We start from the raw sequence: 13,072 nt of genomic DNA on the forward strand, positions 1-13,072 counted from the left end.
ATGAAGAAGATTGGCTTCCTCTCGTTCGGGCACTGGTCGCCCTCCCTTCAGTCCCAGACGCGCTCCGCCCGGGATGCCCTTCTTCAATCCATCGATCTTGCCGTGGCGGCCGAGGAGCTTGGCGCCGACGGCGCTTACTTCCGGGTCCACCACTTCGCACGCCAGCTCGCCTCACCCTTCCCGCTTCTGGCGGCGATCGGCGCGAAGACAAGCCGCATCGAGATTGGCACCGCTGTCATCGACATGCGCTACGAGAATCCTCTCTACATGGCCGAGGATGCGGGCGCGGCCGATCTGATCAGCAGCGGGCGTCTCCAGCTCGGCATCAGTCGCGGCTCGCCTGAGCAGGTGATCGATGGGTGGCGCTATTTCGGCTATGTGCCCGAAGAGGATCAGGGCGACGCCGACATGGCCCGCCGCCACACAGAAGTGCTTCTCAACGCCCTCAAGGGCGAGGGCTTTGCCGAACCGAACCCACGCCCGATGTTTCCCAACCCGCCTGGCTTGCTGCGCATCGAGCCGCATTCGGAGGGGCTGCGCGAGCGCATCTGGTGGGGGTCCGCGTCCAATGCGACTGCGACGTGGGCCGCACAGCAGGGCATGAACCTCCAGAGTTCGACCCTGAAGGAAGACGAGACTGGCGAGCCCTTCCACGTCCAGCAGGCCAAGCAGATCCGCCGCTATCGGGAGGCGTGGAAGAATGCGGGGCATGCTCGCGAGCCCCGCGTCTCTGTCTCGCGCTCGATCTTCGCGCTCGTAGATGACCGCGACCGCGCCTATTTTGGGCGCGGCAAGGACAACGACCAGATCGGCATCATCGACAACATGCGCGCGATCTTCGGCCGCTCCTACGCCGCAGAGCCGGATAGGCTTGTAGAGGAGCTCAAGGCGGATGAAGCGATTGCGGAAGCTGATACACTACTTCTGACTGTGCCAAACCAGCTCGGCGTCAATTACAACGCGCACGTCATCGAGGCCATCCTGAAGCATGTCGCTCCGCCGCTGGGCTGGCGATGACGAACGGGTTGAGGGCCGGCCCAGCAAACTGCGTGGCGCGATTTTGGGACGGCATTGTCAACCAAGCGCAGCCTTTCCAAGGCGATCGCCTCCCGGAAAAAAACCGGCCTTCCCTTCGAAGAATCAGACTCCCGACACGAGGGGATCGAACGCAGTCCTTCACATCCTCTCCGATATCGTGTGACCAACGGTGCAACAAACGCGAAGATCGTTAAGCCGATGACACCTCCCCGCTGGGCCAGGATGACGATTGCACTGTTCCTGGCCACGATTTTCCGTCGATGTGGGCGACTGGACTTGCGGTCGCACCAAAATTTGTTCCTCCGGCGCTGCTCGTCTTCGATTGGTTCAGTTGGTATCTGCTGCCGGTATTAATCCTCGGAGCGGTGTCGTGCCTCTATCTCAACAGAGGCGCGATCGGCGGGATTTTGGCGGCTCTTTACGTGCCCATCGGCTACGTGGTCGCAACAGGCGTCTCGCTGGGCATCTGCGCTGAGCTCTTCGGAGGCTGCAAGTAGACTGTCTGCTCGATGCACGCCCGACGACACGGATCCAACGGATGCACCGACAGGAGCCAAGGAGCCGACGCTCTCACAGAACATCCCTGCCCATCGCAGCCGTGTAGAGCGCAAACCAAGTGCTCCGGTCGATCCTTACACGCATCGCATCGGACAGGCTGCGGATACGCTCCAGGTTGTTCGTGCCGAGCACCGGTAAGATCTGCGCCGGATGTGCCAGCAGCCAGGCCACCGCCACTGCGGCACGGTCGACACCCTGCTCCCGAGCGACCTTATCCAGCGCAATGCCTAATGAGGTGCCGTCGTCCTGCATCAGTCGCCCACCCGCCAGCGGCGACCAAGCCGTGAGCGGAATCTCATGCCGCTGGAAGTGGGCAACATCGCCGCTCGTGAAGGCGTCGTGCTTCTCCAGGCTCAGCTCAATCTGGTTGGTCGCCAGCGGCGTCGTCATCGCCGATTGCAACAGCTCGTGATCCCAAGGCCGGAAGTTCGAAACCCCGACGGCCCGCACCTTGCCCTCCTGAACCAGGGCATCCAGGGTGTTACCCGTTTCGAAGTGATCCATGAACGGGTCCGGACGGTGGATCAGGAGCAGGTCGATGTAGTCTGTCCCTATCAGCCGCAGGGAGTGTTCCACCGACGCGCGGATATGGTCCGCACTCGTGTCATAGTGTTTGCCCGCCGCTCCGGGATAGCGACCAGACGGCCGCACGATCCCGCACTTGGTCACGATCTCGATGCGTCGCCTGAGGCCGGTGTCGCGGAGCGCCTCCCCGAAGATCTCCTCGACCTTGTAGCCGCCGTAGATGTCGGCGTGGTCCATTGTGGTGATGCCCTGGCCAAGGCAAGCCTCGACCTTCGCCCGTACATGGTCCGGCGATGTATCGGGATCATTGGCCAGCCGCCACATGCCATAGGCAATCCGCGACAGTTCAACGCCGCCTGCAATCCTGATACGAGCAATCAATCCCAATCCTCTTCGGTGAGAAAACGTCGATCCCGGTTGTTTCTGCGCTCCGAGGGATAGCAGCCCTTCGTCTGGATTTGAAGGTGCGATTATGCTGCTCGTCGTGTCCTCGTGCATGACCGACAATCATCCGATTCCGTAACGGCCCGGGGCAATGATGCCGTTCGGGTCGAGGGCTTGCTTGATGCCGGAACATGCGTCTCGGAACGAGTCCATGGTCTGGCCCATGTGGAAGGCGTGATAGTCAAGCGGTGCCCGTCCGACGAAGACACCGAGACGAGCCACCTCCTCCGACATCTTCCTGTAGCAGTCATCCGCACGCCGACGTTCGTTCTCGTCCTCGCGGTTGAACGTGATCACGTGTAGGCCGCGGGCAAAGCGAGGACCGCAGACATTCATCACCGTGTAGTCGAGACCGTGGTCCTCGTAGACCTTGCGGCACACCCGCTGGAACTCGTTGGTGGTCTTGCCGTCCATCGGCGTCCCGGGAAGAAACCAAGTGTTGCCGCCGCCCGGCCGCCACTTGAGAAGGCCGAGTTCGCCCACGCTGGGAACGCCGGAGAAGGCGTTGATCGCGACTTGCAGGGGGGCGATCCCCTCCGCCTCCTCATGCGGGATGTAGCGCGCCTTGCCCGATTGGCAGAAGAGGTCTCTGACCCGCTTGATCTGCGGCTCCAGCGCCTCGGCGCTCGGACCGTAGAATGCCCCCGAGACAGTCCATGCCCCGACGCCGTGATGCTCCCGCAGAGCGCGGCGTCCCTCATCCGAGATGGACCGCTTGCCACCGCTGGCGCGGTACTCGGGGTTCTCGCCCTCTGAGCCGCATAGGTAGAGGTCGTTGGCGACCCGGAAGAGCGTCGGGACGAAGTTCGACAGCTTCAGGGGGCGGCAGAGCTCGATGATCTGCTCGAGGTCGTCGTCGTCTGGAAACGCGAAGTGGAAAGACCGGATCGCCGGCGGGCGCGGCAGCAGCCAGACTCCCATTCGTGTCACGATCCCGTAGTTCGACTGCGTGAACAGGCCGTCGAGGATGGGGCCGAAGCTGTACTTCGATGTGTGCCAGTTGATGAGATTATCGCCCTCGAGCGCCCCGTCGCCGGTGCGCAACACCTCGCCATTGCCCAGAACTACCTCCATTCCGCAGGCGAAGCCGAAGTGATCGAAGTACGGCGTATAGCCCGCCCCCTTGTCCAGGGCGTTGCCGATCATGCCGCCCTGGGGAGGACCGGATGTGACGTCGAGCATCAGCTTGTTGCCGCGACGCACGAGCTCATCATACATCGCCTGGTAGGACACGCCCGGCTCGACGACGGCAAAGGCCAACTTCTCATCAACCTCTATGATCCGGTTCATGCGGTGGCCGAGGTCGACGATCACCTGGCTCGGATGGACGGCCGAGCGACTTCCCAAGCCGATGTTGTTGCCCGTGCTCACGGGATAGAGCGGCACGCCGTGTCGGTTCGCGGCACGCACGATAGCCCGCACATCCGCCGTCGAGGCCGGATAGACGACTCCCGCCGGAATTCGGTCGCCCCCCGGCATCGTGTTCTCGGCATACCGCCGCAAGGTAGCGGGCGCGCGGTTGACCCCTGCCGGCCCTAGCGCCGTCTCGATTTCGGCGAAGAATGGCTCGATCCGGGCTTCCTGATTACGCATGATGGCCTCCATTTGTTTGTTGTCCTTGATCACCAGATCCCGACGTCGTTCGCGGCTCCCCCACCGTCGCTGACGGCTAGACCGTCCGGCTCCGCCGCTTCGGCAGGTCGCGTCGGATCCCTTAGTGCGACCCCCACCAGCGCGGGCGGACGCGGGCCGCCGGTGGCCCAGTCGAGCAGTTCGACGGTGTGGACTACCGGCCTGCCGAGGTACTGCCCGATCTGCATCATGCAGCCGATGTTGCCGGTCGCGGCGATGTCGGGATCCGTGCTGACGATGTGATCGGCCTTCCGCTGCCCCAGCATCGCTGCCATCTCCGGCTGAAGCAGGTTGTAGGTGCCGGCCGAGCCGCAGCAGAAGTGCTTCTCGGGCACGTCCATGACCTGGAATCCCGCTGCGCGCAGGAGCTCCCGTGGCTGTCGCGTCACCTTCTGCCCATGCTGCATCGAGCATGGATCGTGGTAGGCGACCCGGTAGGCCCTAGGCTCAACGGAACGATTCAGTCCTAATTCGACAATGATCTGGCTGACGTCGCGGGCAAGGGCAGCGATCCGGCGTGCGGGTTCCGCTAGGTCAGGATCCTGCGCGAAGAGGTGTCCGTAATCTTTCACGGAGGTTCCGCACCCCGAGGCATTGATGACGATCGCGTCCAGGCCTCCCGTTTCCATCTCTCTCGACCAGGCCATGATGGCGGCTCTGGCCGACGCCTTGGCATCAGCCTCGCGTCCCATGTGCAGGGTCAGGGAGCCGCAACAGCCGACCCCAGGGGATACGACCACTTCGCAGCCATGGCGCTGGAGAAGCCGGATGGTGGCCCGGTTGATGTTGCCGTTCAGGACCTGTTGCGCGCAGCCGGCCAGCAGGGCGACCCGCTTGCGGCGCTGTCCTTCCGCAGGATGCACACCTGGAGCTAGGATGTCCGTATCCAGGCACGCGGGCTCGGGGATCATGGCGACCGCGGGCCGCAGCCTGGGCGGCACCAGCGAGGGCGCCGCCTTTGCCACTCTGGAAGCCCTGAGAGCCCATTCGAAGCGTTTTGGATGGGGCAGCACCTTGGCCAGCATGCCACGGAGCAGACGCTCAAGCCACGGACGCCGATGGTGATGCTCAATATGGGCGCGGGCGTGGTCGATCAAGTGGACGTAGTCGACCTTCACGGCGCAGGTCGTCATACAGGAAAGGCAAGAGAGACAGCGGTCGAGATGGTGAACTGTCTTCGGATCCGGCGGACCACCCTTTTCGAGCATGCTCCTGATCAGGTCGATCCGGCCGCGGGGCGAGTCGTTCTCGTCCCGGGTGAGGACATAGGTCGGGCACGTATTGGTGCAGAAGCCATAGTGGACGCAGGTCTCAAGGATCCGTTTCGCCTCGGCGATTTCCGGATTGGCCAGTTGCGCCTTGCTGAAGTTGGTCCGCATGGATGGGCCATCACCTCTCGAAAGGGCCTCGATGGGTCCGTCCTGGCGATCGATGGTGCCGAAGGGACGGAGCCGGACCAGCTTAGAAAGCGGGTGCCTGGCCCGTCTTGGCTGAGAGCGCAATTCGAATTGGCTGGCGGCGCAACCCCATGTATCGTTGCTTGCCCGGCGAACCATTTGTCTTGAGATCCGAGGGGTGCAGGAGTTGGCGGCCAGTACTTGGTCGACGGATACTGTTGGAACCAGCGAGGGATTCTCGTACTGGCACGAGGCCGTCTGCCAGGCGGTTCTCAACGTTTCCACCGAAGCCCCGTGCGCCGGCTTCCGGGCCAGCATTTCCGGTCATAGCCTCGACGGTCTTCGGTTCGCCTGCTTTGCCGCGGATGCGCACGAGATCGTCCGGAGCCGGAGTCACATCGCCCGCTCCGTGGACGAGCACTACCTCGTCAGCTTTCAGATCCACGGGCGGAGCCAGATATCCCAAGCCGACGAGGCCTTCATCCTCGAGCCCGGCGAGATCGCGATCCTTGATGGGCAGCGGCCCTTTCGCGTCAGCTTCCCGACCCAGGTTCAGCGTGTGCTCGCCGTGATGCCCCGCACACTGCTGGAGAGACGGGCACCCTGGCTCCGGAAGGGCACGATCCGTAAGATCGGCTCGGATTCCCCCTACGCAGATCTGGCCCGGCGGCATCTCCTCCAGCTTGCGCTCCGCGAGGAGACACCGGACACAAGCGAGGCATCGCTTCTCACGGAGAATCTCTGCAACCTGCTGGCACTGGCGACCGCCAGGGATCCCGGATCGAGTGAAAGACTCGCGGATATCCAGCACCAGCAGGTGCTGGCCTTCTGCCAGCAACACCTCGCAGACCCGAACCTTGCGCCCGCGATGGTCGCAGCCCACTGCCGTATCTCAGTCCGCACGGTTCACCTGCGCTTCGAGCGGATCGGCCAGAGTTTCGGCCGGTGGGTGGTTGAGAACAGACTTGAAGCCTGCCGGAGGGATCTGCGTGATCCGCTTCAGTCCTCCTGCGGGATCTCAGAGATCGCCTACCGGTGGGGTTTTAGCGATCTCTCACACTTCAACAGGGCGTTCCGCAACAGGTTCGGCATGACTCCCCGCGAGTGGCGTGCCAGCGCAGAAGTTTGAACGGCATCCAGAGCCCCGACTTTAACGGATCGGGTAGGTGAACGAGTGAACCAACGTTGAGAAGGTCCGGAACGGGTCAGGCAGTGCCGAGCCTCTGCACGCCATGAGCGTCGGCCAAAACCGAACAAGCAGACCGATCAACCGTACGGCCGCGCTAGCTACCTCCCAAGGCGAATTGCCGGGACGCACTCGGCCTCGTCATAGTGACAAGGACGGGTTTCAGCACTCGCTCGATGCGAACTGACAGTCTCTCGTCAGGAGAGAATCATGGACATTGACTGTCTCCACCACGTGGCTCTCCCGTGTTCCGATCTGGAGCGCTCCCGGCGCTTCTATCAGGAGGTCTTCGGCTTAGTGGAAATTCCCCGCCCTGCCCTTCCAGTGGCTGGAGCTTGGTTTCGGATCGGCAATCACCAGGAATTGCATTTGGTCGTTGGTGATCCGCACACAACGTTCCGGGGCACGAAAGGAATGGATAGCAATGACATCCACTTTGCCGTTCGAGTGAAAGACTACCGAGAGGTTCTGGATGCGCTCAAGGCCAAAGGATACCGCGAGAACGCGCACCCAAATGACCCCATGAGCATCAGGACCTCGATGCGTGTGGGATACCCGCAGATCTACATCCTTGATCCAGACCGCAATATCATTGAAATCAATGCCGTGAGCACCGGCTGACAGACCTCGAACTGTCACGACGCGCACAGGGATCCTCTACCGGCAGAGATGAGCGCCGCTGTCATGCGACGGTAATCCACCGGAGCTTCGGCAAACGCACCGCGTGTTTGGTGAAACTCACCAACGTCCGTGACTAGTTCTAGAACCTTCGCTTCGACGCAGCACACACCGCTTTATTTGGCCTGGACGACAAGGCTCGCCAACGTCACCCGTCCGTCGGACGTGTAGTGGTTGACGTGTTCCGTGGCGAGACATTGGCCAGCCTGATACACTTTCACTTCCGCAATGGACCCGATGCTCTCCAGGTCAGCGATGATAAAGTCGCGCTCGACATTCGTGTCAGAATCCGTGGCGTGGGTGATTTGAAATGTCAGGCGTGTCAGGGAAAGACCCGTATCCCTCGTGCCTGCTCCGACCCAGAGAACACGTTCGTCATCGGGCGGACGGTCGGTATTCAGCCAGAAGCTTGCGGATCCCCCTGCCCATGTGTTCTCGGCCCGCACGAGGCCCAAGGACCAGAACCGTACGTGATGGCGCTTCCGGGGACTGTTGCCGATCGCCTTCTGAAACCCGACGTCCTGGCCACGTCCGAACAGATAGAGGGTACTGAACGGGGCAGTTGGATATGGCGAGTTAAACACGAATGCTCGAACCATGCCCCAGGAGCTTACCAAGCCCAGTCGGTCGGCTTCTGACCAGCCAAGAGCTGCAAAGGCCGCGCGAAGCTGTGCGAGTGTTCCCACGAGCGCCACATTGACGGGATCACCCGGCAGCCCATCGCCTGTTGTTGTGAAGCTGGGCACCCGCTTCCGATGAAGGAGCTTGAGGCCCATGCGAATGATCCATGGGAGAATGACATAGGCACCGATGGCATAAGTGAGGCTCACGGCCAGAATCCATGGCAGCCTTCGGTCCGCCGTTTCAAAGACCACAAAAACAATTAGCCAGACAGAGAAAATGCCCAACCCAAGGACGACGAGGCGTTGCAGGAGGCGGTTCAGCAATCTCATGATCCGAGCTCCGTCATGATCGATGCATCGGTGAACCGGCACTCCATGAGGATGCCCCTCACGACGTCACGATCGATGCGCTTGCCCCGTTGACCCATCCATTGGATGGCCTTTGCATCATTGGCCGAGAACTTCTTGTCTGGCGGTGGCACGGTATTACTGTCGAGCAGCTGATCAGTCGCTAGCCTGGACGTGACCTGAATCTTTCCCAAAGACGTAAATGGCCTATCGCTTTCCAGCGCCGAAACGGGATCTGTGGTGATCGACGAACCAAGGGCGACGAGATAACGATAACGGCGCATCAAGATGACTCCCGAACGAGGATGCCAGCCTCATCCTGGACTGCGGCCGGCCCGGTGCGTCCAGGTCCCAAGGCAGAATAGTACCGCGCAAGCGTCAGGGCCACCTAGTAAAACCTTAAAACTGCCAGGGGTAGATCCTAGAACACTCGGAGAGCTCCACCGCTTGTTTTGGACAAACGCACCTGTCACGGCACTTTTTGGGTTTCTGACATATGACGCGACCTAAGCGTTGACAGGCTTGATGAAGTACTCGGATTTGGCGGTAATCTCATCCAGGGATGCCTGGATCGTACAGACAACCCCTGTGGGCTCATACCGAAGATCCACGGTGGCTCCGAGGGTCTGGGCCAAGTTGCGCTCAATCAGTCGTGTTCCGAATCCCTTTCGGGCCGGGATCGAGACCGTAGGGCCGCCCCGCTCCTGCCAGCAAAGAAAGAATTCATCGTGTTCCACGCTCCAGGTAATCAATACCGAGCCCGAAGGGATCATCAGCGCTCCATACTTGCTGGCATTTGTCGCCAGCTCATGAACAGCCATGGCAAGCGCCAGCGTCGCACTCGGGGAGAGATAAAGAGCCGGTCCCGCCATCGTCACCCGCTCTGGTCCCAGCCGCAGATACGGCTCGACAACCTCGGCCAGCACCGCCCGAAGCTCGGCCCCCTCCCACTTCTCCCGCGTCAGCACATCATGCGCCTTGGCGAGCGCGAACAGACGCCCCTCGAACGTCTCGCGCGTTTCGCGGCTAGCGTGCTCTGCTTTCAGGGTCTGGTTCGCCAACGCCTGCACTGTGGTCAATGTGTTCTTGACTCGGTGATTCAGCTCGTTGATCAGCAGTCGCTGATGCTCCTCGGCGCGGCGTTGCTCGGTGCGATCGCGCAGAACCTTGACGAAGCCTATGGTCTCGCCTGAATCGTTCTTCAGCTGCGTCATCTCACCGCTGGCCCAGAAGCGTTCACCATTCTCGCGTCGGTGCCAGCGTTCATCGGTGCCGGCACCTGCGTTAAGCGCACATTCCATTTCCCTTTCGATCTTCCCTGCCGCGATATCCTCGGGGGTAAAGAACCGCTCGGTCGACTGGCCGAGCATCTCGTCCTCGCTCCAGCCCAACACCTTGGTTGCGCCCTTGCTCCAGTTCGTGATCCTGCCGCTCAGATCGGTGGTGATGATGGCGTAATCGGACGCACTGTTCATGATCTGGCGTTGCCGCGTTTCGTTCTCGCGTGCCGAACGCTCGGCCTCCTTGCGCTCGGTGATGTCGATCACGGAACCAACATAGCCGAGAAACTCGTCATCCGGACCGAACCGCGGCGCAGCGGCGTCGATAGCCCAGCGGTAGATGCCATCGGCGCGGCGGAGACGGTATTCGAGCCGGAACGACTCGTGCCTGACATTGGCGGCGATGAATATTTCGCCGGACCAGCCGCGATCATCCGGATGCACTGCATCAAGCCAGCCGAAGCCCAAACCGGTCTCGGGTGCCTGGCCGGTGAATGTGTACCAGGAGCGCGAGAGGTATGTGCAGGTTCCGTCCGGGTCAGTGACCCAAATCATGACGGGCGAGTTGTCGGCAAGATTCCGGAAACGGATTTCGCTCTCGCGCAGCGCGGTTTCAGCCTGCCTACGATCGGTGATGTCGGTCGCGACCCCCGGAAACCGCCATGGCTTCCCGCTATCGTCATAGAGGCACTCGCCTCTTGCCTCGATCCAACGGATCGTGCCGTCCTTCTGAAGCAGGCGATACTCCTGGGTGTACTTTTCTCCGGTGGCGATGGTGCGGGCTATCTCCTCTGCGACGCGCGCTCGATCGTCGGGATGAACGCCCGCGAGGTAGGCAGCCGGGGAGGTGCCCGTCTCGCTCTTCTCGGGGTCGACCGAGAACATGGTGGCGAACCGTGCATCCGAATAGAAGGTGTCCGTCTGGAGATTCCAGTCCCAGGTGCCAACCATGCCGGAAGCCTTGAGGGCATACGACAGACGCTCCTGGGTTCTCGCCAGCACCCGTTGCGCCAGAACCTGCTGTGTCGTTTCGATACATGCGCAAAACATGCCAGCCACCTGGCCGCGCTCATCACGCACAGGTGTATAGGAGAATGCGAAGTGCGTTTCCTCCGCATAGCCATTGCGGTGCATGGTGAACTGGATGTCGTCCATGTGCGTCGCCTCGCCCGCATAGGCTCGGTCGAGGATCGGCCCCACTGTGTCCATGATGTCGAACCACACCCGCTCGAAGGCTTGCCCGAGCGCCGCTGGGTGACGCTGACCACACATCGATGCGTAGCCGTCGTTATAGAGCATGATCCGATCTGGTCCCCAAGCGATGAACATGGGCTGGCGCGAGCCGAGCATCACGGCGACGAGTGTGCGAAGCGACAGCGACCATGTCTCGGGCGGGCCGAGGGGCGACGTCGACCAGTCGTAGGTGCGCATGAGGGCGCCCATCTCGCCGCCGCCTGCGAGAAAGTCAGGGCTGCGTAAAGGCGACATTCTGCCCATCGTGATTGCTCCGGTCCTGGCTCTGCTCCACAGCGCGATCCTGCTCGTCGAGCAGACGAAGGGCTGCGCGCACCACCTCGCTGGCGCTGCGATAGCGCCCACTGGCAACCTTGGCACTGATGAAGCCGGTGAGCTCGGGGGTGAGGGAGACGTTCAGGCTTGATTTCGATGGCACCGTGCTTGTTCCCTGTCAGGTAGCAATAATTGCCACCCACCCAGTCAAGTTCCAGCTCACGATCTCAAGCTATAGGGGATCAGAAAAATCTTCCTGGCCGCCTCTGAAAAGTTGGCGGCTCGCCAGGCCGTCCACGTTCCTCCATTCCGAAGTCGGAATAGCAGTACTCGCGCGGAATTTATTGAATGCATTGACAAAGGTGTCTGCAAATTCGGTATTGGTCTTGCACCGTGAGCCCATCCCCTTGCCAAGGCCGTGTAGATAGGCTTGGCACAAGTCGCTGCCCGTTTTCTAAGGCAACTTTGAACTACCCTGGTCTCAATTTCTGAGAATGATTGACCGCCAAGCTAGAACCAAAAGGGAATTTACTGCCTGCTATGTAGTGGTGCTTTACGAAAGGCCATACTTTTTGTCGAGCACGTATAGATCAACCACTTGGCTAAATTCGGATCCCTGGCGGAAGTCGTTCAGTACTGTGGTGACAATCCCGCCGCGAGGAACACTCACGACTTTCCGGGACGGCCGCTGCGATCGGACAAGGCGGCACCGATCTGTTGTACCAGTTCCGCGATGAGGCCGGTGCTCTCCCAGGCATAGATAGAAGCCATGATCGGAGTTTCATCGCCGAATTGCGTAGAAGACCTGACGTGGCGCCCGAGCGTCGCGGCAACCGGGAGGAGCGTTATGCCGAGGCCGCCTTCGACGGCGACGAGCACGTTGTTGAGGCTGCTGCCCGAAAAAGCGACGTACCAATGGCGGCGCTCACGCTCGATGCGTTCGAACATGGTTTCGCGGTAAAGACCGCCGGGAGGGAAGGTCACAAGGGGGATAGGATCTGGCCAGTCCTCGAGAGCATCCCTGCTCTCAAACCAGCCTATGGCTTCGGGGAAGCTTGCCCGGCAATCGTTGCTGGGTGTCGGCTCCTTGACGACAACGATGTCGAACTCGCCGCCACGGTAACGCCGGGTCAAGTCGCGGCTCAGTCCAGCGCTGACGTCCAGACGGATCTCCGGGTGGCGCTTGGCAAACTCGCCGAAAAGTCGGGCCATGGGGCGGCTGAAGACATCTTCCGGAAGCCCGATGTGAATGGGCGACGTGCCGGCCGGATTGCCTAATGCCGCTGTCGCCTCGTTCTGGAGCGTCATGATCCGGCGGGCATATCCGAGAAGGCGCTCTCCCGCGGCGGAGGGGCGAATGGGACGAGCGTCCCGATCCAACAACGTCTGTCCGACGGCTTCCTCAAGCCGGGCCAACTGCTGACTCAAGGTCGACTGAGTCATATGCAAACGTTCAGCCGCCTTGGTAAAGCCTCCCGCTTCAACGATTGAAATAAAGCTTCGCAACAAGCGTGGGTCGAGCATCAGCCACTCGTCGGTTCGCTGGATTTTGCATTTAGATAATCAATAATAGCCATCTGAACATTTAATTTCCAGATGGAGTAAGCAGCCACTATCCTCTGGATGTTGCAGCAAAGAATCCTTGACGGTCTAAGGGGATCTCCTTGAGGGGGGCAACCGGCAGGCGCCTTGTAGCGGCCAAGCCGGAATTCGGCAGCCAACGCAAGCTCAAATGGCGCCTATCACACCTCAACGAGAAGCAAAGAGGAGCGACCCATGCAAATTGCAAGTCACCAGAGCCGCAGAGCCTTTCTTCGCCACTCCGGTGGGCTGGCGACTGCATCCGCGATACTA

At 61.2% G+C, this 13,072-nt stretch carries 12 protein-coding genes; 4 read left to right on the forward strand and 8 right to left on the reverse strand.

All coding sequences use genetic code 11. The features are described from left to right. Together K9B37_RS18280 and K9B37_RS18285 are read left to right on the forward strand one after the other, a co-directional pair. Positions 1-1,017: an LLM class flavin-dependent oxidoreductase gene (locus K9B37_RS18280; protein ID WP_224314971.1), complete on the forward strand. Its 1,017-nt coding sequence runs from the start codon at positions 1-3 to the stop codon at positions 1,015-1,017. 281 nt (positions 1,018-1,298) lie between these two features. Beyond that, a complete protein-coding gene (locus tag K9B37_RS18285; RefSeq protein WP_224314972.1) occupies positions 1,299-1,535 on the forward strand; it encodes a hypothetical protein in 237 nt (78 codons plus the stop codon). Positions 1,536-1,608: 73 nt separating this feature from the next. Here the strand turns inward: K9B37_RS18285 and K9B37_RS18290 are convergent, their stop codons facing one another. From K9B37_RS18290 to glcF, 3 genes are all read right to left on the reverse strand, one after another. Beyond that, positions 1,609-2,499 carry an aldo/keto reductase gene (locus K9B37_RS18290; protein WP_224315040.1) on the reverse strand — a complete coding sequence of 297 codons (891 nt, stop codon included), beginning with the start codon at positions 2,497-2,499 and terminating at the stop codon, positions 1,609-1,611. Between the two features lie 129 nt (positions 2,500-2,628). Then, entirely contained in the window at positions 2,629-4,158 is a 1,530-nt protein-coding gene (locus K9B37_RS18295; protein WP_224314973.1) for an FAD-binding oxidoreductase, read from the reverse strand. A 29-nt stretch (positions 4,159-4,187) separates the two neighbouring features. After that, positions 4,188-5,576 carry a glycolate oxidase subunit GlcF gene (gene glcF, locus K9B37_RS18300; RefSeq protein WP_224314974.1) on the reverse strand — a complete coding sequence of 463 codons (1,389 nt, stop codon included), beginning with the start codon at positions 5,574-5,576 and terminating at the stop codon, positions 4,188-4,190. Between the two features lie 205 nt (positions 5,577-5,781). On the opposite strand from glcF, the gene K9B37_RS18305 reads away from it, so the two are divergent. Next, complete coding sequence (locus tag K9B37_RS18305) at positions 5,782-6,723, forward strand: helix-turn-helix domain-containing protein (RefSeq protein WP_224314975.1); 942 nt, start codon at positions 5,782-5,784, stop codon at positions 6,721-6,723. A 267-nt stretch (positions 6,724-6,990) separates the two neighbouring features. Next, positions 6,991-7,401, forward strand: a complete 411-nt coding sequence (locus tag K9B37_RS18310; protein WP_224314976.1) for a VOC family protein — start codon at positions 6,991-6,993, stop codon at positions 7,399-7,401. A gap of 173 nt (positions 7,402-7,574) precedes the next feature. Here the strand turns inward: K9B37_RS18310 and K9B37_RS18315 are convergent, their stop codons facing one another. The 5 genes from K9B37_RS18315 to K9B37_RS18335 all read right to left on the reverse strand — a co-directional run bounded on the left by K9B37_RS18315 (position 7,575) and on the right by K9B37_RS18335 (position 12,742). Further along, the gene (locus K9B37_RS18315; protein ID WP_224314977.1) at positions 7,575-8,411 is read right to left on the reverse strand and encodes an LssY C-terminal domain-containing protein; all 837 of its coding nucleotides are present in this window, start codon (positions 8,409-8,411) and stop codon (positions 7,575-7,577) included. Continuing rightward, entirely contained in the window at positions 8,408-8,713 is a 306-nt protein-coding gene (locus K9B37_RS18320) for a hypothetical protein (RefSeq protein ID WP_224314978.1), read from the reverse strand. Before K9B37_RS18320 ends, K9B37_RS18315 begins: the two co-directional genes overlap by 4 nt. Before the next feature lie 222 nt (positions 8,714-8,935). Next, the gene (locus tag K9B37_RS18325) at positions 8,936-11,197 is read right to left on the reverse strand and encodes a PAS domain S-box protein (protein WP_224314979.1); all 2,262 of its coding nucleotides are present in this window, start codon (positions 11,195-11,197) and stop codon (positions 8,936-8,938) included. Further along, positions 11,175-11,381, reverse strand: coding sequence for a type II toxin-antitoxin system ParD family antitoxin (locus K9B37_RS18330; protein WP_224314980.1), 207 nt, complete (start codon positions 11,379-11,381; stop codon positions 11,175-11,177). Before K9B37_RS18330 ends, K9B37_RS18325 begins: the two co-directional genes overlap by 23 nt. A 503-nt stretch (positions 11,382-11,884) precedes the next feature. Further along, complete coding sequence (locus tag K9B37_RS18335) at positions 11,885-12,742, reverse strand: LysR family transcriptional regulator (RefSeq protein WP_224314981.1); 858 nt, start codon at positions 12,740-12,742, stop codon at positions 11,885-11,887. Between the last annotated feature and the right edge of the window lie 330 nt (positions 12,743-13,072).

The sequence above is a fragment of the Microvirga puerhi genome (assembly GCF_020089865.1).
GTDB lineage: Bacteria > Pseudomonadota > Alphaproteobacteria > Rhizobiales > Beijerinckiaceae > Microvirga > Microvirga puerhi.

What these genes read in the sequence shown, in the direction of transcription:
- K9B37_RS18280 (WP_224314971.1), top strand. Translation starts at nt 1, where the DNA reads ATGAAGAAGATTGGCTTCCTCTCGTTCGGGCACTGGTCGCCCTCCCTT.
- K9B37_RS18335 (WP_224314981.1), bottom strand. Translation starts at nt 12,742, where the DNA reads ATGCTCGACCCACGCTTGTTGCGAAGCTTTATTTCAATCGTTGAAGCG.
- K9B37_RS18325 (WP_224314979.1), bottom strand. Translation starts at nt 11,197, where the DNA reads ATGTCGCCTTTACGCAGCCCTGACTTTCTCGCAGGCGGCGGCGAGATG.
- K9B37_RS18285 (WP_224314972.1), top strand. Translation starts at nt 1,299, where the DNA reads ATGTGGGCGACTGGACTTGCGGTCGCACCAAAATTTGTTCCTCCGGCG.
- K9B37_RS18315 (WP_224314977.1), bottom strand. Translation starts at nt 8,411, where the DNA reads ATGAGATTGCTGAACCGCCTCCTGCAACGCCTCGTCGTCCTTGGGTTG.
- K9B37_RS18310 (WP_224314976.1), top strand. Translation starts at nt 6,991, where the DNA reads ATGGACATTGACTGTCTCCACCACGTGGCTCTCCCGTGTTCCGATCTG.
- glcF (WP_224314974.1), bottom strand. Translation starts at nt 5,576, where the DNA reads ATGCGGACCAACTTCAGCAAGGCGCAACTGGCCAATCCGGAAATCGCC.
- K9B37_RS18295 (WP_224314973.1), bottom strand. Translation starts at nt 4,158, where the DNA reads ATGCGTAATCAGGAAGCCCGGATCGAGCCATTCTTCGCCGAAATCGAG.
- K9B37_RS18320 (WP_224314978.1), bottom strand. Translation starts at nt 8,713, where the DNA reads ATGCGCCGTTATCGTTATCTCGTCGCCCTTGGTTCGTCGATCACCACA.